This is a genomic window from Leptonema illini DSM 21528 (assembly GCF_000243335.1).
GTDB lineage: Bacteria > Spirochaetota > Leptospiria > Leptospirales > Leptonemataceae > Leptonema > Leptonema illini.
Genome location: NZ_JH597773.1, coordinates 1,054,856 through 1,073,800, shown reverse-complemented (window position 1 = coordinate 1,073,800; position 18,945 = coordinate 1,054,856). Strand labels below are relative to the sequence as shown.

Genomic DNA, 18,945 nt, shown 5'->3' with positions numbered 1-18,945 from the left:
AGGCGCTTGCTAGAGCCCTCTCCGTAATCGAAAGTGCCTCTTCATGAATCTGCTTGCGCTGAATGCAGCCTGCTCGCTTGCCTGTGTAGCGGAGTAGGAGTGGCTGGGCGCTTCTGGTTTTTATGTCGGCGACCGTTGCCATCGACTAACGCAGCCAGGCTTCAATACCGCACGTTATGTCGCTTTACGCCCGACCGTGACCCGATCGATTCCCGTCGAAGCAGGACGCTCTCGCTCCCCCGCCTCTCGCAGATCAACTCCTCCATAAAAAAAAGGCCCCGCTTTACGGAGCCGTTTCAAACTGACTGACCCTCTAATCGCTCGTCAGATCAATCCCATCGCATCCATGGCCTTTGCCACTCTGATGAATCCGGCGATGTTCGCTCCGAGGATGTAGTTGCCTTCTGCTCCGAATTCGGCGGCCGTTTCGTAGCAGGTGCGGTGGATGTCGACCATGATCTCTTCAAGCCGCTTTTCGGTGTATTCAAAAGACCAGGAGTCGCGGCTGGCGTTCTGTTGCATTTCAAGAGCCGATGTGGAAACGCCGCCAGCGTTAGCCGCCTTGCCGGGGCCGAAGGCGACGCCGGCTTCCTGGAATAACTGAGCGCCTTCAGGAGTCGTGGGCATATTCGCCCCTTCGGCGACGGCGATGCAGCCGTTTTTAATCAGGATGCTCGCATCCTTTCCTGTTAACTCGTTCTGCGTGGCGCAGGGCAGGGCTATGTCACAGGGCACGGTCCAGATGGAACTTCCCTCTATGTAGCGGGCATGCTTGTGAATGTCGGCATAGGCGCTGATGCGACGGCGCTCGACTTCTTTGATCTGCTTCAGCGTTTCAAGGTTGATTCCCTGTTCGTCGACGACAAATCCGCCCGAGTCAGAGCAGGCGATGACCTTCGCTCCGAGCTCATGGGCCTTTTCGATGGCATAGATGGCCACATTGCCGGCGCCCGAGACGACGACACGCTTACCTTCTATGCCGCCGTTCTTGCGCATCTTGAGCATCTCGCGCATGAAGAAGACCGTGCCGTAACCGGTGGCCTCGGTTCTGGCACGGCTTCCGCCCCAGGCTAACCCTTTTCCCGTAAAAACGCCCGATTCGTAGCGATTCGTAATACGCTTGTACTGTCCGAAAAGATACCCGATCTCGCGAGCGCCGACGCCGATGTCTCCGGCCGGGACGTCGGTGTGTTCGCCGAGATGGCGATAGAGCTCAAGCATGAGGCTCTGGCAGAATCGCTCAATCTCTTCGTTCGATTTTCCCTTCGGATCAAAGTCGCTGCCGCCTTTTCCACCTCCGATAGGAAGGCCTGTCAGGGCGTTCTTGAAGATCTGCTCGAAGCCCAGGAATTTGATGATGCCGAGATAAACGGAGGGGTGAAATCGCATGCCGCCTTTATAGGGGCCGAGGGCGCTGTTGAATTCGACGCGAAAGGCGCGATTAATATGAATCTCGCCTTTATCGTCGCGCCAGGGCACACGAAAGATGATCTGTCGCTCGGGCTCGCAAATGCGCTGGATGAGCTTTCGGTCGGCAAACTCCGGATGCTTTACGAGCACCGGCCCGAGCGTTTCAAGCACCTCGTGTACGGCCTGATGGAACTCCGACTCGCCGGGGTTTCGCGAGAGCACCTCCCTGTAGATAGGCTCAAGTTTTTCATCCAGTCGAATTCCCATCCGTTCGCTCCTTCTGCCTGTTGCGGCCTTTCTTCATCTGCTTTCAGGCAGAAAAAAATACTTGAAAGTATAGGATCTTACGCCGCTTTCCCTCGTCGAGCCCGAAACGCTGACTGAACTCTATCGCCGGGCAAACATCATTTGACACCCGTTTGATCGGATTATCTTTCTACATGTTACCTCGTTATAGAGATATCAGAGAGATGGCCGTGCAGACCTTCGCAAAACTGGACCGTTTGAAACGGCAGCTTGATGCCGTTCGTCCTCTATCGCCCGAGGTGGCGCGGAACCTGCATGAAGATCTGGTCCTCCGCTGGACTTATCATTCCAATGCCATCGAAGGGAATACGTTGACGTTGAAAGAGACGCGCGTTGCTCTGGAGGGGATCACGATAGGAGGGAAGACGATCCGGGAACACTTTGAGGTCATGAACCATCGTGAGGCCATTCTCTTTATCGAGGATGTCGTCCAGAATCGCGAGCCTTTATCGGAATGTTTGATTCGGTCTATTCATCGATTGATACTCAAGAATATCGACGATGAGCATGCAGGTGAGTATCGCAAAGTTAACGTTACGATTGCTGGCGCCGTTCATCGGCCACCCGATGCCCTTCACGTGCAGAGGTCTATGGAAGAGCTCATGAACTGGTACGACTCCGCTACAGCCATGCATCCTGTGCAGAGAGCCGCAAGGCTTCATGTCGATTTCGTGGGCATCCACCCCTTTATCGATGGAAACGGTAGAACGGCCCGATTGCTGATGAACCTTGAACTTATGAAGAACGGATTTCCGCCGTTGATCGTTCCGATGGAAAGAAGACTGGAATATTATGAAGCGCTCGATTCTGCTCATACGACGCAGGATTACGATCGCTTTCTCATTTTGAGTATAGACCTGGCTGAAGCGGCCTTCGATCCGTACTGGTATGCTCTCGGTTTATCGCCTGACTGATAGCTCGATAACGATGCTCATCAGAATCTGACCTGAAGCCGCTTCTTGAGCGAACAGGAGTCTTACGATATGGATACATTGCAACTGCTCGTCGATGAACACCGGCCGAATCACAGACAGGGCCCCGGTAACGATACCGAAACGATGCGAGCCCTTTCGCTGGCCGGCCTGGATCGCTCGCGCAGATTAAAGATCGCCGATATCGGTTGTGGCGGACGACGAAGAAGAGATCCTTATGTACGAAACCTCTGGCGCCTATTACGGCTACGGGATGTATGTGGCGAGGTGAGATGATTTCATCAGCGTTACTCTTCGCTCTGGGAAGCCTGATCTGCGCCGGACTGAACGACGTCGTTTTTAAAAGGTTTTCTACACGATCTCGTTCGCGAGGTCTGTATCTTGCAGGAATCGGCATGGTATGGACGATCTTGCAGTTAACCCTATCTTCTATTCAGGGGCAGGTCTTCGATTGGAGCACGCCTTCGCTTGTGTTTGGATTGATCTGCGGCCTTTTGCTTGCTGCATCAAACATCCTGCTTCTCGAAAGCCTCACTCATATTGACGTCGGGCTTGGTTCGATGATCTATCGATTGAACACGGTTGTGGTCGTTATCCTCTCCGTGGCCTTCCTGGCCGAGGCTCTGGACTTCTTCAAGGCCTCGGGCGTGCTGGCCGGATTGGCGGCCGTGCTTCTGCTTTACAGGCGGAGCGGGCATGCCGGCGATCTATACACGAATTTTCGTTTCTTCTTCGGGCTGGCGGTTGTGGCTTCCGTTCTGCGCGCCCTGTATGTCGTCGTCTCAAAGTTTGCTCTGTTGCATGGCGCTGCAAAGGACACCATGCTTTTGATTACGGCCGTCTCATGGATCGTCGGAGGGCTTCTCTACGCTCTGATTCGGTATCTGACCGCTCCATCTTTCAGAGATCGTCAGCCGCTCGATCGCACGCTGCTTTTCTACGCACTGTTTTCTGGGGTTCTCGTATTCTTAATCGTAAACCTTCTCTTGCAGGCGGTGGAACTCGGCGAGGCCAGCGTGGTCGTTCCGGTCGCAAACCTGAGCTTTGTCTTCGCTCTGCTGCTGTCGGTAGCTCTGAAATGGGAACAGCTTACCTGGCGGAAGGGCATTGCCGTTGTGACCTCGCTTGTTTCGCTCTACCTGCTTTCCGTATCGGGAGGATAGCGGACCGGAGGCTCGATCGAGGACCTTCGACTAACCTGTCGCCTTGAGACCGGCGGCGATAGCGCTCAGGCTGAGCAACAGAACCTGCTCAATATCTTTGTTCGAGCGGTCCGTCTCTCTCCAATCGCGAAGCAGTGTAACCTGATGGCGGTGCAGTTCGTGCAATGCCGCACTGCGGGATTGAAGCGTAGCATGCAGGCCTTTTCTTCGCGGAAAGAGATCGCCTCTGAGCAGCTGGAGTTCTTTCATCGTCGATTCATATTCGGCAAGTATCAGGGGCAGAACGTCGCTTCGAACGTCTGTATCTCTGACGAGGGAGCTGTATAACTCCATAATAGACGGATCGGCCCAGGCGATGCTGTTCTCGATGTTGCTCCAGAGGGCGATAAGAAACGGACTGGCCTTTGCTCGATCCGCTCCTGCTGCGTTCGCTTCAACCGAGAGGCGTTGAAGCTCATCCCATTCTTGCGGGGAATTCTGTCGCAGTTCTGCCAGCGCATGACCGGTGCCGAACCAGCCCGTTAGATGAAAGCGAGACTGGCTCCAGCTGAACACCCAGGGGATGGCCCGCAGGTCGGCAAGGCTGCGCCTTCCGGTACGGCGAGCGGGGCGCGAACCGATGCGGTTCGTTTCGATGGCATCGATCGGCGTAGCCTCTGCGTAAAACTGTAAAAATGCGGGGCGGTCAAGCAGGCTGCGCCAGCGTTCATAACTGCTCTGCGTGAGGCGGTCGAGAATCGTTCCGGGCGGACCCGGCCTGCGTCGCGGGGCGAGGCGTATGAGCGCTCCGGCCACAAGCTGTTCAAGGTTATAGCAGGCGGTCAGAGGCGTTCCGTATTTCTGGGCGATCGTTTCTCCCTGTTCGGTTAATCGGATGCCCGCGGCGTTGATCGATCCCTCGGGCAAAGACTCGACGAAGCGGTGCGTCGGTCCGGCTCCTCTGCTGATCGTTCCGCCGCGACCGTGAAAGAAACGCACGGCGATGCCTCTTTTTTCCGCAATGGCGATCATATCCTGCTGCGATCGATACAGAGACCACTGGCTTGCAAGAAAGCCGCCGTCTTTATTGGAATCGGAATAACCGACCATGATGGTCACAGCAGGCGGTCCGCCAGGATTCCAGAAGCGCAGGCTCTGCGCGGTGATCGGATGATCAAGGAACTGTTCGAGAATCTGCGGAGCCCGTTTCAGGTCGTCGATCGTTTCAAAGAGCGGCACTACAGAGACGGGCATGAAGAACTGTCCATCGCCATCGTTCCGGAGTAAACCGACCTCGCGCGCAAGCAGATAGACGGTAAACAGATCGGTAGCGTCGCGTGTCATGCTGATGATCAGATGGCCGATCGCCTCAGGTCCGTACCTTCGCATCCAGTCGGCGATCACCTGAAGCGTTGCAAGGCTCTCGGCCATCTCAGGTTTATCGGAATATGCATGATTCCGATCGTAAGGAAAGAACGGGCGGGAGGATGAAAGCTCCCGATCGAAGAAAAGGCGACGCTCGTCGGCCGTCGCGGGTGCGGGAATGCCGGCATGCTGGAGTATCTGCAACAGAGCCGTCTCGTAAAACGCGCTGTTCTGTCTGATATCAAGCTTTAGCAGATGAAACCGAAACGTGCGAATAACCTGCACGACGGGATCGAGCAGCCAGCGCACCTGTCGCTGACCGCCGGCCGATATGAGAGCGTCTTTAAGGATGGCAATATCATCGAGAAGCTCGGCGGGATCCGTATAACATTCCGGGCGCTGTTCAAGATGTGTGGCGTGGTCACGGGCGACGGCAAGCGGAAGCCTGATCAGCATAATCTGAACCCACTGCCGGAATGATTCGCCGACGTTTCGCTTCAGGGCGGCCTGTCCGGATTCACCGAGAGAGGATGCCCGCTCTTTCAACCGATTGATAAAATGATCCGGAACCTGAACGCGATGGTCTGAAAGACTCAGGTCGATGAGGCGCAGAAGCTGTCTGCGGATAACGATAAATGCCTGCAGGCGCAGACGCTGTAACGTCTCTTCCGTAACGCGGGCCGTAACAAAGGGATGACCGTCGCGGTCTCCTCCGACCCAGGAGCCGAATCGGATTTCGGGCTGTGCCTCTGACGGTAAAGAGGCGCCGGAGGCCGTCTCGTAACTATCGGTTAACCTCTGCCCCAGCTTAACGATCGCGTCGGGAAGGATGTTCGTCGCGTAATGAAGAATATTCGAGACCTCGGAAGCTACGTCGGGTTTTTCCAGGTAGATCTCGCCTGTTTTCCAGAGTCGATCGATGATTTCGAGAATCCGCTCGCGTATATGCCGATTTTCCTCTTCGGTTAAAGCCTCACGATCGGTTTCGGTCAGAAGATCGTAAAGTTCACGATGATGTTCGAGTATCGTTGCTCGCTTTGCTTCTGTGGGATGCGCGGTGAAGACGGGCTCGACGCGAACACGCTGCAAGAGCGCAAGAGTTTGATCATCCGTGCCGGGACGCTTCAGCTGATTCAGACGCTCGGGCAGAAGTCCGGGCGTCTCTTCGCGCCGGTAAGCCCGCAAAAGAGCCCGCTCTTCGGCGATATTCATCAGGTGAAAGGCAAGAGAGCCGGCCTGAAAAAGGGCAAGAGAAACCGGCAGAGATCGGGCAGCATGCACGGAGGCGTCTGCTGCCGGCGACAGGAAAAGGGCCGACATGCGGTCGGCGAGCTCGGCTTCGCCATTCTCGCCGAGGACCTGCTCAAAAGCCCGCCAGAGGTAGAGAAACTCTGTCGAGATACGTTCCATCGTCTTTACCTTCCGGAAACAGTTATCAGATACGGCCCTTATTTCTTCTTCATCGTCGCAAGCAGCGTCTTAGCCGCCTCGGCCTCTTCATCCGTTTCTTCGCCGCGCAGTTTTACGTATTCTTCCAGCTGTGCCACGGCCTTTGCCCGTTCCCCTTTGCCTGCATAGAGCAGTCCGAGGCGATAGCGTATCGTCGAGTCGGATGGAAAGCGCTGTACGCCCGCTTCAAGCGTGGTCAGCGCAGTTTCGTTACGTCCGTTTTCAAGATACAGAGAGCTGAGAAGGATGATACAGCGCGAACAACCCGGCCTTTCACGGGCATAGATCTCGGCGTATTTCAGGGCATCATCACGTCGGCCGATGCGTCGCGACGCCTGTATCAGACCGACCAGCGCCTCTTCGTCTTTGCCGTCGCCGTCATAGATCGTCTTGTAGATATCGCGGGCCTCGCCGCTTCTGCCTGCGGCCAGATAGATGCGGGCAGCCAGCCGGTTAACGGCCGCGTCGGCGGGGGCGATCTTTTTCGCCTCGTCGATATGAAGGACGGCATCTTTCGTTCGACCGAGCGAAAGGGCCGCTTTCGCAGCGTTAAAACGTGCGGCAAGCAGGGCGCCGTCGGCTTGTGAAGCGGCGTCATAAGAGCCGTAGGCGCGCTCCAGATCTCCCTGTTTCTCGTAGAGAATTCCGCGATTCACAAGAGCCGGAGCATACTGCGACTGACGCCGCAGCGCTTCGTCGAGATCGGTCGCCGCATCGGCGAGTCGATTGTTCTGCATATAGATAAGGGCTCTGTTGTTGTAGGCCTTCACGAAGTCGGCGTCGGTCTGAATGGCGGCGCTGTAATACTCGATCGCCTTTTCCCGGTTTCCCTGCGACTCTTCGGTTACGCCTTTTTGAAAGAGGTCCTGCGCCGATACACAGGAGGAGAGGGCGGCGATCAATAACGTGATGGTTAGACGAAATCTCATTTCTCGCGAACCTCGCGTGAAGGTAATTCCTGTTTTGCGGCGGGCAGATAGTCGAGGTTATTCTCGAGAGCGAAGCCGGCCCAGTTCTTCTGCATCTCTTCGAAGTCATCGAGATTTTGCACGCCTTCGATTTCAAGAATCTCTCGCAGCTGATCGGCGTTCTCTTTGCTCAGCTTCGCCGATTGCAGCTTATCTTCGTCGGTGCGAACCTCTTTCATCGATTCGGCGACGACGCTCTGTCCGTCTTTTTCTACCTGGACCTTGCCGGTCAGGACGGCGATGGCATTCTTTATCGTTGAGATCGAAAACGACGTTCCACGGACGGCGGCGACGACGGTTGGCGTCGTGATCTGCATGCTTTCGCTGGCCTTCAGCTTACTCACTCCAAGCAGAAGATCGCCTTTATCGAGCTTCATCTGGCTTTTTGCTCCGAGCTCTTCGAGCGTCAAATCGCTGCTCTGCTGGAGCCTGAGCACCGAGCCGCCCGGAAACAATAGATCGACCGAACTGTCAGAGCCCGTTACAAGCCGATCACCCGGCAGGAGCAGATCGCCGACCGCCGCAGCTTTCTTTGTTGTGCCTGATACGATTTCGACCGACCCTTTTGTGCGGTTAATGCGAGCCTTGAGTTTAGGCTCTTCTTTGCACTGCAAAACAATAAGAAGAGCAAGAGCGATCCATGCCGTTCGCTGTAGTTTTCTTGAGAACATGGTCACATGATAGAGAGCTAAAGATCGCTGTCTATCAAACTTTCTCGTTCCTGTAAGCTCATCGAAAGCGCCTGGTGCGCTCATGAAGCGTCCGTCTTCGCCTTCTTTCGCGTAAGCTAATTTTCTTTGCTGAAACCGAGCGAGGCGGAGTTCACGCAGTAACGCAGCCCTGTCGGATGAGGCCCGTCGGGAAATACATGACCGAGGTGTGATCCGCATCGCGCGCAGAGGATTTCGGTGCGCACCATCCCGAATGCATGATCGACGACTTCTTTCACGCGGGCCGGTTCGCCCTCATGTACGATGGGTCGAAAGAAGCTCGGCCATCCGCTGCCCGAATCGAATTTGCTGTCAGAAGTGAAAAGCGGCATCCCGCATGCGCCGCATTGAAAGACGCCCTCGGAATACTCTTTATTGAGACTGCCGGTGAAGGCTCTCTCCGTTCCTTTTTCGCGTAGAATATGATAGGCCTCGGGGGTGAGGATGCGTTTCCATTCGTCTTCGCTGAGCCCAATGGTCTTTCCATCGAAACGATAGGCTTCGAGTTGATCGGGCGTTCCTTTTATATAGAAGTCCGGTCGTTTCGTTCCCTGCATGGCTTCCTCACTTTTTCCGGGCATGGCGCCTGAATCGGCGCATGCCAGTACTCCAGATAAGAGAGAGATGGAGAAAACGACAAGAGCTGCGGTACGATTCATGGTTACCTCCGCGCAGAGATCATTCGTCATCTGCGACGGACGGTTACGGTCAGGCCTTTAATTCCGCTTCGTGAAACTGCGCCAATCAGAAGTCCACGGTCTTGAAATCCGAAACGAGGCGATCAAAACTTGTATGCCCCTTCGCTGCCTCCACCAGCATTCCCATGAACTCTTTGAGAGAAAGGGAGGATTTGTAAACGGGATGAGCGGCCGGAAAGTATTGCTCTATGCCCGAGGGAATGCGATCGGATCGGTAGTCGACCGGAAACGGTGTCATCTCAATCGATAGATCGGCATAATGCTCGGCCTTCACTCTATCGTAAGTCAGCACGCTTCTGTACATATGAAAGGCCGATGTGACCAGATAGTAGCTGCGAAGATTGTGCTCTTTCCCGAGTTTGAGACCATACAGGAAATTCTCGGCCGTGTTACGCGATTCAGCATCGATGAGAATACGGTCGGCGGGGAATCCGCGCTGAATCAGGTAGTTCTTCAGATCCTCCGATTCGGCGTTGCCTTTATGATCAATCATCGAGGATCTTCCTGTGAGAATAATATACCTTACCTTGCCTGCCTTGAAAAGATCCATAGCGGCAAGCAGGCGGTCCACGCCGTCGGTGAACTGAGGAGTCTCATCGACGCTTGCAAGCGGATTACTGATTGCTCCGAGAACGAAGACTGCGTCTGCCGGGGCGACTTCGGCGACGGAGCGTCGCGGGAACCGGTCCTCAAGCAGGCGAAGCGTATAATTCGAAAAGATATCCGTCGACATAAGGCCGAATCCAAGATAGAGCAGAACAGGCCAGCCGGGTTTCCGTCCAGGAATGCGTCGTCGATAGGCAAGCAATCCGAACAGACCGCAGAAATAAAAAAAGGGATACGGCAAAAGAAAAAGAGAGGCGACTTTAGAAACCAGGAAGAACATGAGTCACGAAAAAGGCATGCCCTTACGGTGGCATCGAAAAATTAAAGGCTATCTATGCATCGTTCTCAACTGCTGACGATCTGGCTTTCCGGTCTGCTCGCGACGGCTGCCGCCTTCTTTCTGGGCCGTAGCCTTGAGAATACCGGCCTGGAGGCTCGCTTTCGCCCGGCTGCTGAGAATCAGGCCAGTCGGCTTGCGAATGGCTATAAAGATTACTTTCAGGAGGCGGACGCCGTACGCCGCCTTTTCGAGTCATCCGCTTCTGTGAATGAGGCTGAGTTCGCGGCGTTTACGCGTCCCGCTATCGAGAGCAGGCCAGGCATTCACGGATTCTACTTCGTTTCTGCGAATCTCGAAGGCGGTGTCAGGATACTGTATAGCGAAGAGCGCCATGCTCCGACGGGCGGCATTCCGAGAGACCTTCTTGCGAATGCACTGCGAAGCGGGAAGATGGTCGCTTCTCCTCCGAAGAACGATACGCTGATCCTGGCCGTACCCGTGTACACGCAGCTCAAACAGGCGACCGGCATCGTCGTTGTTATCATCGAGATCGCAGCTCTTCTGGACGAGACGGTAAAACGTCAGATCCAGCCGTTACCCGTAGAGTGGTTCGACGTTTCGGCGACTCCCGGGCATCAGCAGGTTATCTCATGGAGTCCTGATGCCGTTGAGGTACCGTCGGTTCTCATGATTGATCCTTCTCCGGCGTTAAGCCATACGTTTTTCTTTAACGAGGCGGGGCGCTCCTACCGCATCGATGTGCGCGGCACGCCGGACTATGTAATGACGCATAGATCGTTTCTTTACTGGTGGGCCATTCCGGCCGGTCTGATTCTTACCTCTCTTGTTTCGGTTTTTCTTCGCGAGTATAACCGAAGGCAGAGCAGCGAAGAAAAATTCCGTACCATGTCGAATTATACGGGAGACTGGGAATACTGGATCGATCCCGACCGCAATATCGTGTACATGTCGCCTTCGTGCGAGTCGTTATCGGGGTATCGATCCGAAGAATTCATGAAAGATCCCGGTCTGATAGAGCGGATCGTACATGTCGAGGATCGTCCGGCATTTATCAAGCATCTCGGCGAGTACCATGGCGGTAACCTGACGCATCTTGAGTCCTTTCATCGTTCGGAGTTTCGTATTATTCATAAAGACGGCGAGCTGCGCTGGATGGAGCATGTCTGCCGTCCCGTATTCGCTCCGGACGGTCGCTTCCTCGGCCGTCGAATCTCCAATCGTGACGTAACCGACAGGCATCAGTTTCAGCAGGCCCTGCTTTTCGCGAAAGAAGAGGCCGAAAAGGCCGATCGAGCAAAATCGGCTTTCCTCGCTACGATGAGTCATGAGATCCGCACTCCCATCCACGGTATCGTCGGTCTTGCCGATCTTGTTCTCGCCGAGCAGGTAACCGATTCGTCGTCTTTATCTTCGTCCGTTCAGGGAGACGTGAAGAATATTCGAGAGTCTGCTCTTGAATTGCTCGAGGTGCTCGACGATATCCTGGATTTCTCGCGAATCGAGTCGGACATGCTGACGCTTGATACAAAGCCCTTCGTTCTGGCGGAATTGATCGAGCGAATGATGCGACCGCTGCAGGTTAGAGCCGAGCAGAAAGGCGTTCAATGCCTCTGGAAGATAGATCCCGTCGTTCCGACGACCGTTTTCGGCGATGGCGGGCGACTGCGTCAGATTCTTCTCAATCTGCTCAGCAATGCTCTGAAGTTCACCGAGCATGGCGAGATCGAGCTGCGCGTGCAACCGGCCTTCGACGACCTGATTCGCTTTACCGTTCGTGATACGGGAATAGGAATGAGCGGCGAAGCGCTTCCGCGTATCTTCGACCGCTTTTATCAGATCGATCAGAGCACGCATCGTCGTTATCCTGGATCGGGACTCGGTCTGTCGATTGCGAAGAAGCTGGTCGAGCTGATGGGCGGCGGCATCCGTGTTCATAGCGAGATAGGTAAGGGAACGACGTTTATCGTCGAGATACCTCTGCCGGGCACGCCTTCCGTAAAATCGTCCGAATCGAGTTCGTTATCCGAAGCGTTTCGCGCAGATCCCGGAACAAGAGCTCTGATCGTCGAAGACGATCCGCTGAATAGAGAGATCCTGCGACGACAGTTGAAATCGATGGGCTTCGAGGTGGATGAGGCCACCGACGGTAGCGAGGCTCTCGACAGGCTTGAGCAGACGGATTATGCCGTCGTATTGATGGACGTGCACATGCCCGTCATGGACGGCTATACGGCGACGATCGCCATACGTAACAGGGAGGCGCAGAGCGGCGGCCACCGATGCATCATCGCCCTTACGGCCGATGCGATGAAGGGCGATAGAGAGCGCTGCCTTGAGGTCGGAATGGACGATTATCTTGCCAAGCCGTTCCGACCGTCAGAACTGAAAGAAGTGCTCTACCGCAATCTGAATTAGAAGCCATCTCACAAATGTTCTTTGATCGATGTCAGGCGATTCAGGCAGATGCGAATGCTCCATCCGTGAATTACGAAGGCGAGCGGCACCATAAAGACCGGTAGCATCGTGGCGGGGAACGATCCGATTGCGGCGTTAGGAATCTCTGAGAATATTATACGCAGAGGTGTGGGCGTCGCAAGCACCCCGTGCGTGACGGTAACGATCAAGATAAGCGAACAGATTACGTTCCAGACGAGCAGGATCTTGATCCTTGCCGGCGATTCCCGGCGAATCATCATCGCCATTAAAGGCGCTGTTAACGGCGCAAAGATATCAAAATTACGACCCGTAAAGGTCATCACTTCGGGCATTATGCCGTTTTGAATAAGCAGCAGAATGATCGTCTCGGGAAGAATACGCCAGACCTGTACCATCGTTAACCCTGAGAGCGTAAAATTCTTGATGCCGGTTTCATGGCGTTCCGTCGTCATTCGGTGCATGCTCTGTCTGAAGTAGATCGAGATCAGGATTAGAACGACGATGGTCAAGAACGCTCCAGCGATAATACGAGGCGGCAAACTGAAATCCTCAAAAACGCCGATCACCGACAGGCCGGCGATGAGAAGTAGATAGAGGCAGAGCATGCCCGTCGCCTTCCATAGAAACGGCTGTGCTCCGACGAGACGTCGAAGGGAAAGGTGCAACAGAGCGACGATAGCTACAACGGACGCAAGAATGAAGGCCTGTGTGAAGGCCGGAATCTGAACAGCGAAGTGATACATACTTCTCTCCTGTGAAGGGATTTACAGAGAGTATGCATCGCGCGGATAAAACTGTCCATCGGCGCGGCGTCATGAATCCGTCGAAGGGGCATGACGCCCGTCATGTTTTGCCCGAAGCCTTCTTAATTAAGACGGTGAGCCTCTGAAAGCGATCGCGTCCATCATCGCCTTCGAGCAGTTTCGCGTAAATGTTCATCAGATGGTTTCGCAGTGTTCCTTCCGTAACTCCAAGAAAGAAGGCGATCTGCTTCCGGCTGTAGCCTTCATTGATCAACTCGCAGATGCGATTCTCCTGTTTGGTGAGAGCGGTAGAAGAGAAATCACCGGATGGCTTCGGCGAGGATTGAATGATGCGCGTCCAGAGCAGCGCCGAGAGGGCGCAGGCAATCATAACAGTGGCCGTCTGCACGGATCCCGGCTGCTCGGGAAGCAGCAACAGGACAAGCGTTCCGCCCAGAGCGCTGGCAGAGAGAGCTCCGAGCATTTCAGAGGTGCGAAACAAGCGGTCGTCGCTGCTGATCAGATGAGAGGCGAAGAGAATGCAGATCAGGGCGTCGACAGCCATGCCCACCGGCGGAAAGGCCTGCCCGCTCAATGGGATGAGGTTCAACGAAAATCCGACCCACCACAGGAAAAACAGAACAGGCAGACGTCTCTTCAGGGGATGGTCGACGACAGAGGCCTCTTTCGGTTGCAGAAGAACGCTCATCGAGAGTAGAAAGCAAGCCCCGAAAAGGGTGCTGAGCAGCAGTAAGCCCGGTGTATTGAGAACGGGGAAGAATCCGAACGTATGCCGTTTCATGCCCGCGACAAGAATGGAGCTTCCGCTGAAAAAGGCGAGATTGATCAGCACGAGAAAAATGAAAAGCAGGCCGAGCGGGAAAAGCAGCACCGGCGAAGACAGCTTTCGACCCGAAAGAAGTACGGACAGGGCGAGCAGGATTACCGGTACAGGGAACAGCGCATGCCGCATCGCGTGAAAGAGCAAGCCGGCCGTTTTCTCGTCGGCAGATATGAGCTGGAATACAAGCAACAGGTTTGCGCCGGCAAGAAAAATGGCCAGCAACAGAAACGCACGACCGAAGGTATCTCTTCGCCTGCGCAGTACGATGATTAAAAGCAGATCGGCCAGAAAAGCCGAGAGCGGTATAAGAAAAAAAGCCGTCATTGACAGATTCCGGATAGTACTTGCGAAAACCGCTCCTCATTTTAACCGGCATGCCATCTCTGCAAACATCCTGTATTCTGTTCGCGCTTTTTTTCAGGTCTGTGGCATTTCTTGACGGCCCGAGAATCATGCGTATTTATGCAGTATGGATCCAATCCCCCATTACATTGCTGCAGCGAAACTCGCTCTCAGTCTGCTACTCGGTGCTGCCGTCGGCCTGAACCGGGAATACAAAAGGAAGCCGGCTGGCATTCGAACACATGTGCTGATCAGCGTCGGCGCTACGCTGTTCATGCTGGTAAGCGTCCATGTGCCGAATATGCTGGGCGGCGAAAACGGCGACCTCACCCGTATCGCCGCTCAGGTCGTTTCAGGCGTCGGCTTCTTGGGCGCCGGCGTTATCATGCGGCAGGGGTTGAACGTTAAGGGATTGAACACCGCCGCCTCCATCTGGATCGTCGCGGCCATCGGGCTTTCCGTCGGCGCGGGCATGTACGTGATCTCGGTGCTCACAACGCTGGCCGCTCTATTTACTCTCATCATCCTTGATTGGGTCGAGAAGCGTTTCTTTTCCGGGGATCGTCAGAAGCTTCTTCTGCTGTCATTGAAAAGCGCACGTTTCGATATCGACGACCTGAACGCCATTCTTGCAGCGCATGGCATCGAAACGTCAGATGTCGATCTCGTACGCTCTTTGCAGAAGAAAGAAACGCATGTGCGTATGCTCATCGGCCTCCCGCGTGAAGTGCGTATCGAAACGTTAACCAGAGAACTCGGCAAGCTGAAAGACGTCGTCAAAATCGGTTTTGAGAACAGGGAATTCTAATGGAAAAGCGCATCGTACTCGACGAGCAGATCGGATTCAATCTCTACCGTCTTTCGCTTCTGTTTCGCCGGGAGCTGCTCCGCTGTCTGGGCGAATACTCGCTCACTCCCGAGCAGTGGCAGGCGCTTGTTACCCTCTGGGGAAAGGATCGCCTGAGTCAGAGCGAGATCGCCGCCGTTACCCTTCAGGATGCGCCCACCGTATCGCGTATGCTGGCCCGCATGGAGCGCGACGGGTGGGTTCATAGAGAGGTTGATGCGGCCGATCAGCGGATCAGTCGCGTCGTTCTTACCGAGGCGGGCCGCAATCTTGCCGATGTGCTGCCCGGGCGTGTGCTGTCACATTTTGGCGCTCTTCTCTCGCCGTTCCCGCAAGAGAAGCAGGCGATACTGCTCGGTATGCTTCGCGAGCTGCGAGTGATCTTTGAGGCCATCGACGAGAAAGGCGATCATCGTCGCGCAGAGATCGGTTAACGGACCTCCGTAAAACTCTGATCGCCATTGAGAGAGTAGGCGCCGATAAAGGTATGCGGCGGGCTTCCGTTCCAGTCCTCCGGCGAGAGAAGAGAAAAATACCGGCCTTCTTCTTTTTCGTAGAGGTAGATCGTCTGGCCGATACGTTTCTCGAAGCTGCATTTCACGCGATGCAGGGCGGCGTCCCGCTCGGCCTTTTCGAGGATGCTGCGAGCCTCTTCCTGTAGCGAGCGAATCTGTTTGAGAATCAGATCGAGCTTTCCTTCGGTATGGCTGCGAAGCGAGCTGTCGGCGAGTTCGATCTCGCGAGCCCGGTCCACCAGCCTGATCGGAGGATCAAGCGTGCGGGACGGCACACTCAGGCTGCGCCGGTTTTCGATGACGGGCTCGTTCTTATTGTGCATGCTTCCTCTGTCGTTTCTGCAGTCCTCCTTGCAAGCAAATCCTCTAAAATGGGATTGCCCTGTGTCCGCCTGGAGAGAAAGCAGGTCAGGTGAGGCAATGCATTGAAAGGTAGTTCGGTTCGTATCTCCGGAGTGGAAAAAAGCTTTGATGGCGAGAAGATTCTTGATGGTATAAATCTGGAGATTCAGCCGGGCGAGTTCTTCTCGATTCTTGGCCCGTCGGGCTGCGGAAAGACGACTCTGCTGCGCCTTATTGCAGGCTTTGTCGAACCCGATAAAGGCGAGATTCTGCTCGGCAACCAGCGCATCAATGGCATGCCGCCGAACCGGCGCAACGTTAACACGATCTTTCAGAGCTATGCGCTCTTCCCGCACCTGACCGTTTTCGAGAACGTCGCCTTTCCTCTTCGTGTAAAAAAGCTTCCGAAAGAGCAGATCGAAGAAGAGGTGATGCGTCATCTGGCGATGGTAAAGCTGGAACGGCAGCGCGACAGACGTCCGCATCAGATTTCGGGCGGGCAGAAGCAGCGTGTCGCCATCGCACGTGCTCTTGTCAATCATCCGGAAGTGCTTCTTCTCGACGAGCCGTTAAGCGCTCTCGACGCGAAACTGCGGCATCACATGCTGATGGAGCTCGACGCCATCCACGATCAGGTGGGCATCACATTCATTTTTATCACGCATGATCAACAGGAGGCTCTTTCCGTCTCGGATCGCATCGCCGTCATGGACGAAGGGCGCATTCTTCAGATCGGTACGCCGGCAGAGATTTACGAAAGCCCGGCTACTGCCTTTGTCGCCGATTTCATCGGTGAGACGAATCTGATCGAAGGGACGGTGAAAGAGGTCAAGACGCAGGGATCGGTACCGACGGGCGTTATGCAGAGCGATCTTTTCGGTTCGATCGTGTTTCAGATGGATAAACCGTGCCTTCCCGGCGATCGCGTCACGATCACCCTGCGCCCCGAAAAGGTGCGCATCTCGCGCAGTCGTCCGGAGCTTGTGAATCCGAATCATAACGTTCTCGAAGGTACGGTTGAAGATCTGATCTACTCGGGCTTCCAGACCCGCTTCTTTGTCGCCGTCAGCGCCGCTTCAGGTGGGCGCCCCGATAGCGAGGTGCGGCGAAGCGATGACACGGAATCATCCGAAGAGGAAGAGACGGCCGGTGACGGAATGCATGATGAAGAGCTGCTTGAAGAGGGCATGTCGCTGATTCAGACGCAGAACCGCATCCGTGTGTACAGGCAGCATGTCGAGTACGTCGAATCAAATGAGCTCATCAAATGGAAGGAAAAGGTATTTCTTTTCTGGAACTGCGAAGATGCCTACCTTGTGGAGGTCGAGCATGCAGGATCGTAATCGCGGGCTGCTTTACGCCTCGCCCCTTCTTTTATGGATAACGATCTTCTTCGCCGTTCCTTCGGCCATCGTCGTGCTTTACAGCTTTCTTGAGCGCGGCACCTACGGCGGCGTGAAGTGGAATCTCTCGTTCGAGGCGTATCGTAATTTTATTGATCCGAACTTTCTTCACGTGCTCTGGATTACCTTCTATATCTCGGTCGCCGTTTCGATTATCGCCATCGTGCTCGCTCTGCCGACGGCGTATTTTATCGCTCGATCGCGACGGCGCAATCTGCTGCTCATGCTCATTATCATACCGTTCTGGACGAACTTTCTGATTCGCGTCTATGCCTTCATCGCTCTGCTCGGCAATAACGGTTTTGTGAATCGCGGTTTGATGGAGGTTTTTGGTCTGACCGAACCCGTGCAGATGCTGTATAACGTCGGCGCCGTCGTCCTGATCACCGTCTATACATATCTTCCGTATGCCATCCTGCCTCTTTACGCCTCTATCGAGAAATTCGATTTCTCTCTGCTTGAGGCGGCCCGTGATCTTGGAGCGTCCAAGTTTCAGGCGATGTGGAAGGTCTTTGTTCCCGGCATCCGGCCGGGGCTGATGACCGCTCTGCTTTTTACGTTTATTCCGGCGATGGGCTCGTATGCCGTACCGCAGCTCGTCGGCGGAAAGGATTCGATGATGCTGGGCAACGTCATTGCGCGGGAGCTGACGGTAACGCGAAACTGGCCTATGGCCTCGGCGATCTCAGTCGTGCTTATGGCCGTAACCGCCGTCGGTATCGTTCTTTTCATGCGCTATTCGGCGCGGGAGGACGAACATGGAGCGTAAAAGGCTTTCGCCCGTCGTCTTCGGGCTGACGATGCTGTTCTTCTATCTGCCGCTGGTTCTGATGATGCTCTTCTCGTTCAACGAGGCGAAGACGATGATCTGGCAGGCCTTCTCGTTTCGCTGGTACGAAGAGCTTTTCATGAATTCCGATATGCTGTGGCGCGCCTTCGGCTTCAGCGTGCTTATCGCGGTCGCCTCGTCGACGCTGGCCTGCGCCCTCGGAACGGCCGGCGCCGTCGCGCTGCACTGGTATGACTTTCGCGGACGTCGTTATCTGAAGTTCGTCACCTATCTGCCGCTTATTATCCCCGACATCATCATGGGCGTTTCGCTCTTGATTTTTTTCGCCGCCGTGCACTTCAACCTCGGCCTGCAGACGATTTTCATAGCGCATACGACGTTCAGCGTCCCTTTTGTTCTGTTTATACTGCTGGCACGTCTCGAAGAATTCGACGACTCCGTCATTGAAGCGTCGCGAGATCTGGGTGCGGGCGAGTTCTATACGCTTCGCCGCGTGATTATTCCGATGCTGCTGCCGGGCATTATCAGCGGATTTCTCATGTCGATGACCCTTTCGCTTGACGATTTCGTCATCACCTTCTTTGTATCGGGCCCCGGATCTTCGACGCTGCCGCTGCATATCTACTCCATGCTACGTTTCGGTGTCTCTCCCGTAATCAATGCCCTTTCGGTAATTATGATTGCCGTCACGGTACTTCTCACTCTGATGAGCAAGAACATGCAGAAATACATGATCGGTCGACAGAAGGCATGACATGCCGGGCAGATACCCGAAAGCAAACGGTCGTCTTCATGT

The 18,945-nt window shown here is 54.9% G+C and carries 18 protein-coding genes; 9 read left to right on the top strand and 9 right to left on the bottom strand.

Annotation, left to right across the window (positions count from 1 at the left end):
• Positions 1–324: 324 nt before the first annotated feature.
• Complete coding sequence (gene gdhA, locus LEPIL_RS04865; RefSeq protein ID WP_002770541.1) at positions 325–1,677, bottom strand: NADP-specific glutamate dehydrogenase; 1,353 nt, start codon at positions 1,675–1,677, stop codon at positions 325–327.
• 173 nt (positions 1,678–1,850) lie between these two features.
• Between gdhA and LEPIL_RS04860 the strand changes: the two genes are divergently transcribed.
• The 3 genes from LEPIL_RS04860 to LEPIL_RS04850 all read left to right on the top strand — a co-directional run bounded on the left by LEPIL_RS04860 (position 1,851) and on the right by LEPIL_RS04850 (position 3,811).
• Positions 1,851–2,630, top strand: a complete 780-nt coding sequence (locus LEPIL_RS04860; RefSeq protein ID WP_211208614.1) for a Fic family protein — start codon at positions 1,851–1,853, stop codon at positions 2,628–2,630.
• A gap of 69 nt (positions 2,631–2,699) precedes the next feature.
• Positions 2,700–2,924 carry a hypothetical protein gene (locus LEPIL_RS04855; RefSeq protein ID WP_040918301.1) on the top strand — a complete coding sequence of 75 codons (225 nt, stop codon included), beginning with the start codon at positions 2,700–2,702 and terminating at the stop codon, positions 2,922–2,924.
• Positions 2,921–3,811 (top strand): DMT family transporter, encoded by an 891-nt coding sequence (locus tag LEPIL_RS04850; RefSeq protein WP_052608162.1) that lies wholly within the window; start codon positions 2,921–2,923, stop codon positions 3,809–3,811. The genes LEPIL_RS04855 and LEPIL_RS04850 overlap by 4 nt, the downstream gene beginning before the upstream one ends.
• Before the next feature lie 30 nt (positions 3,812–3,841).
• Here the strand turns inward: LEPIL_RS04850 and LEPIL_RS04845 are convergent, their stop codons facing one another.
• From LEPIL_RS04845 to LEPIL_RS04825, 5 genes are all read right to left on the bottom strand, one after another.
• Positions 3,842–6,565 carry a phosphoenolpyruvate carboxylase gene (locus tag LEPIL_RS04845; RefSeq protein WP_002770536.1) on the bottom strand — a complete coding sequence of 908 codons (2,724 nt, stop codon included), beginning with the start codon at positions 6,563–6,565 and terminating at the stop codon, positions 3,842–3,844.
• A gap of 38 nt (positions 6,566–6,603) precedes the next feature.
• Positions 6,604–7,533, bottom strand: coding sequence for a tetratricopeptide repeat protein (locus LEPIL_RS04840; protein ID WP_002770534.1), 930 nt, complete (start codon positions 7,531–7,533; stop codon positions 6,604–6,606).
• Positions 7,530–8,243: a FecR family protein gene (locus LEPIL_RS21640; protein ID WP_157135024.1), complete on the bottom strand. Its 714-nt coding sequence runs from the start codon at positions 8,241–8,243 to the stop codon at positions 7,530–7,532. Before LEPIL_RS21640 ends, LEPIL_RS04840 begins: the two co-directional genes overlap by 4 nt.
• 116 nt (positions 8,244–8,359) lie before the next feature.
• Entirely contained in the window at positions 8,360–8,758 is a 399-nt protein-coding gene (gene msrB, locus LEPIL_RS04830) for a peptide-methionine (R)-S-oxide reductase MsrB (RefSeq protein ID WP_040919578.1), read from the bottom strand.
• 268 nt (positions 8,759–9,026) lie between these two features.
• The gene (locus LEPIL_RS04825) at positions 9,027–9,866 is read right to left on the bottom strand and encodes a YdcF family protein (protein WP_002770528.1); all 840 of its coding nucleotides are present in this window, start codon (positions 9,864–9,866) and stop codon (positions 9,027–9,029) included.
• 54 nt (positions 9,867–9,920) lie between these two features.
• Here LEPIL_RS04825 and LEPIL_RS21635 point away from each other — a divergent pair, with 54 nt between their 5' ends.
• Positions 9,921–12,302 carry an ATP-binding protein gene (locus LEPIL_RS21635; protein WP_002770526.1) on the top strand — a complete coding sequence of 794 codons (2,382 nt, stop codon included), beginning with the start codon at positions 9,921–9,923 and terminating at the stop codon, positions 12,300–12,302.
• Between the two features lie 8 nt (positions 12,303–12,310).
• Here the strand turns inward: LEPIL_RS21635 and LEPIL_RS04815 are convergent, their stop codons facing one another.
• Together LEPIL_RS04815 and LEPIL_RS04810 are read right to left on the bottom strand one after the other, a co-directional pair.
• The gene (locus tag LEPIL_RS04815; protein ID WP_002770522.1) at positions 12,311–13,066 is read right to left on the bottom strand and encodes a hypothetical protein; all 756 of its coding nucleotides are present in this window, start codon (positions 13,064–13,066) and stop codon (positions 12,311–12,313) included.
• A 100-nt stretch (positions 13,067–13,166) separates the two neighbouring features.
• Positions 13,167–14,234, bottom strand: coding sequence for a helix-turn-helix transcriptional regulator (locus tag LEPIL_RS04810; RefSeq protein ID WP_002770520.1), 1,068 nt, complete (start codon positions 14,232–14,234; stop codon positions 13,167–13,169).
• A gap of 145 nt (positions 14,235–14,379) precedes the next feature.
• Between LEPIL_RS04810 and LEPIL_RS04805 the strand changes: the two genes are divergently transcribed.
• Both LEPIL_RS04805 and LEPIL_RS04800 read left to right on the top strand, forming a co-directional pair.
• Positions 14,380–15,060: an MgtC/SapB family protein gene (locus tag LEPIL_RS04805; protein WP_002770518.1), complete on the top strand. Its 681-nt coding sequence runs from the start codon at positions 14,380–14,382 to the stop codon at positions 15,058–15,060.
• Positions 15,060–15,533, top strand: a complete 474-nt coding sequence (locus LEPIL_RS04800) for a MarR family winged helix-turn-helix transcriptional regulator (RefSeq protein WP_002770515.1) — start codon at positions 15,060–15,062, stop codon at positions 15,531–15,533. Before LEPIL_RS04805 ends, LEPIL_RS04800 begins: the two co-directional genes overlap by 1 nt.
• Here the strand turns inward: LEPIL_RS04800 and LEPIL_RS04795 are convergent.
• Positions 15,530–15,937, bottom strand: coding sequence for a DUF2452 domain-containing protein (locus LEPIL_RS04795; protein ID WP_002770513.1), 408 nt, complete (start codon positions 15,935–15,937; stop codon positions 15,530–15,532). The two genes, LEPIL_RS04800 and LEPIL_RS04795, sit on opposite strands and share 4 nt — an antisense overlap.
• A 132-nt stretch (positions 15,938–16,069) precedes the next feature.
• Between LEPIL_RS04795 and LEPIL_RS04790 the strand changes: the two genes are divergently transcribed.
• From LEPIL_RS04790 to LEPIL_RS04780, 3 genes are read left to right on the top strand one after another with little or no spacing between them, the layout of a single operon-like run.
• A complete protein-coding gene (locus LEPIL_RS04790; RefSeq protein ID WP_211208613.1) occupies positions 16,070–17,299 on the top strand; it encodes an ABC transporter ATP-binding protein in 1,230 nt (409 codons plus the stop codon).
• Positions 17,286–18,128, top strand: a complete 843-nt coding sequence (locus LEPIL_RS04785) for an ABC transporter permease (protein ID WP_002770509.1) — start codon at positions 17,286–17,288, stop codon at positions 18,126–18,128. Before LEPIL_RS04790 ends, LEPIL_RS04785 begins: the two co-directional genes overlap by 14 nt.
• Complete coding sequence (locus LEPIL_RS04780) at positions 18,118–18,903, top strand: ABC transporter permease (protein WP_002770507.1); 786 nt, start codon at positions 18,118–18,120, stop codon at positions 18,901–18,903. The genes LEPIL_RS04785 and LEPIL_RS04780 overlap by 11 nt, the downstream gene beginning before the upstream one ends.
• Positions 18,904–18,945 lie beyond the last annotated feature (42 nt).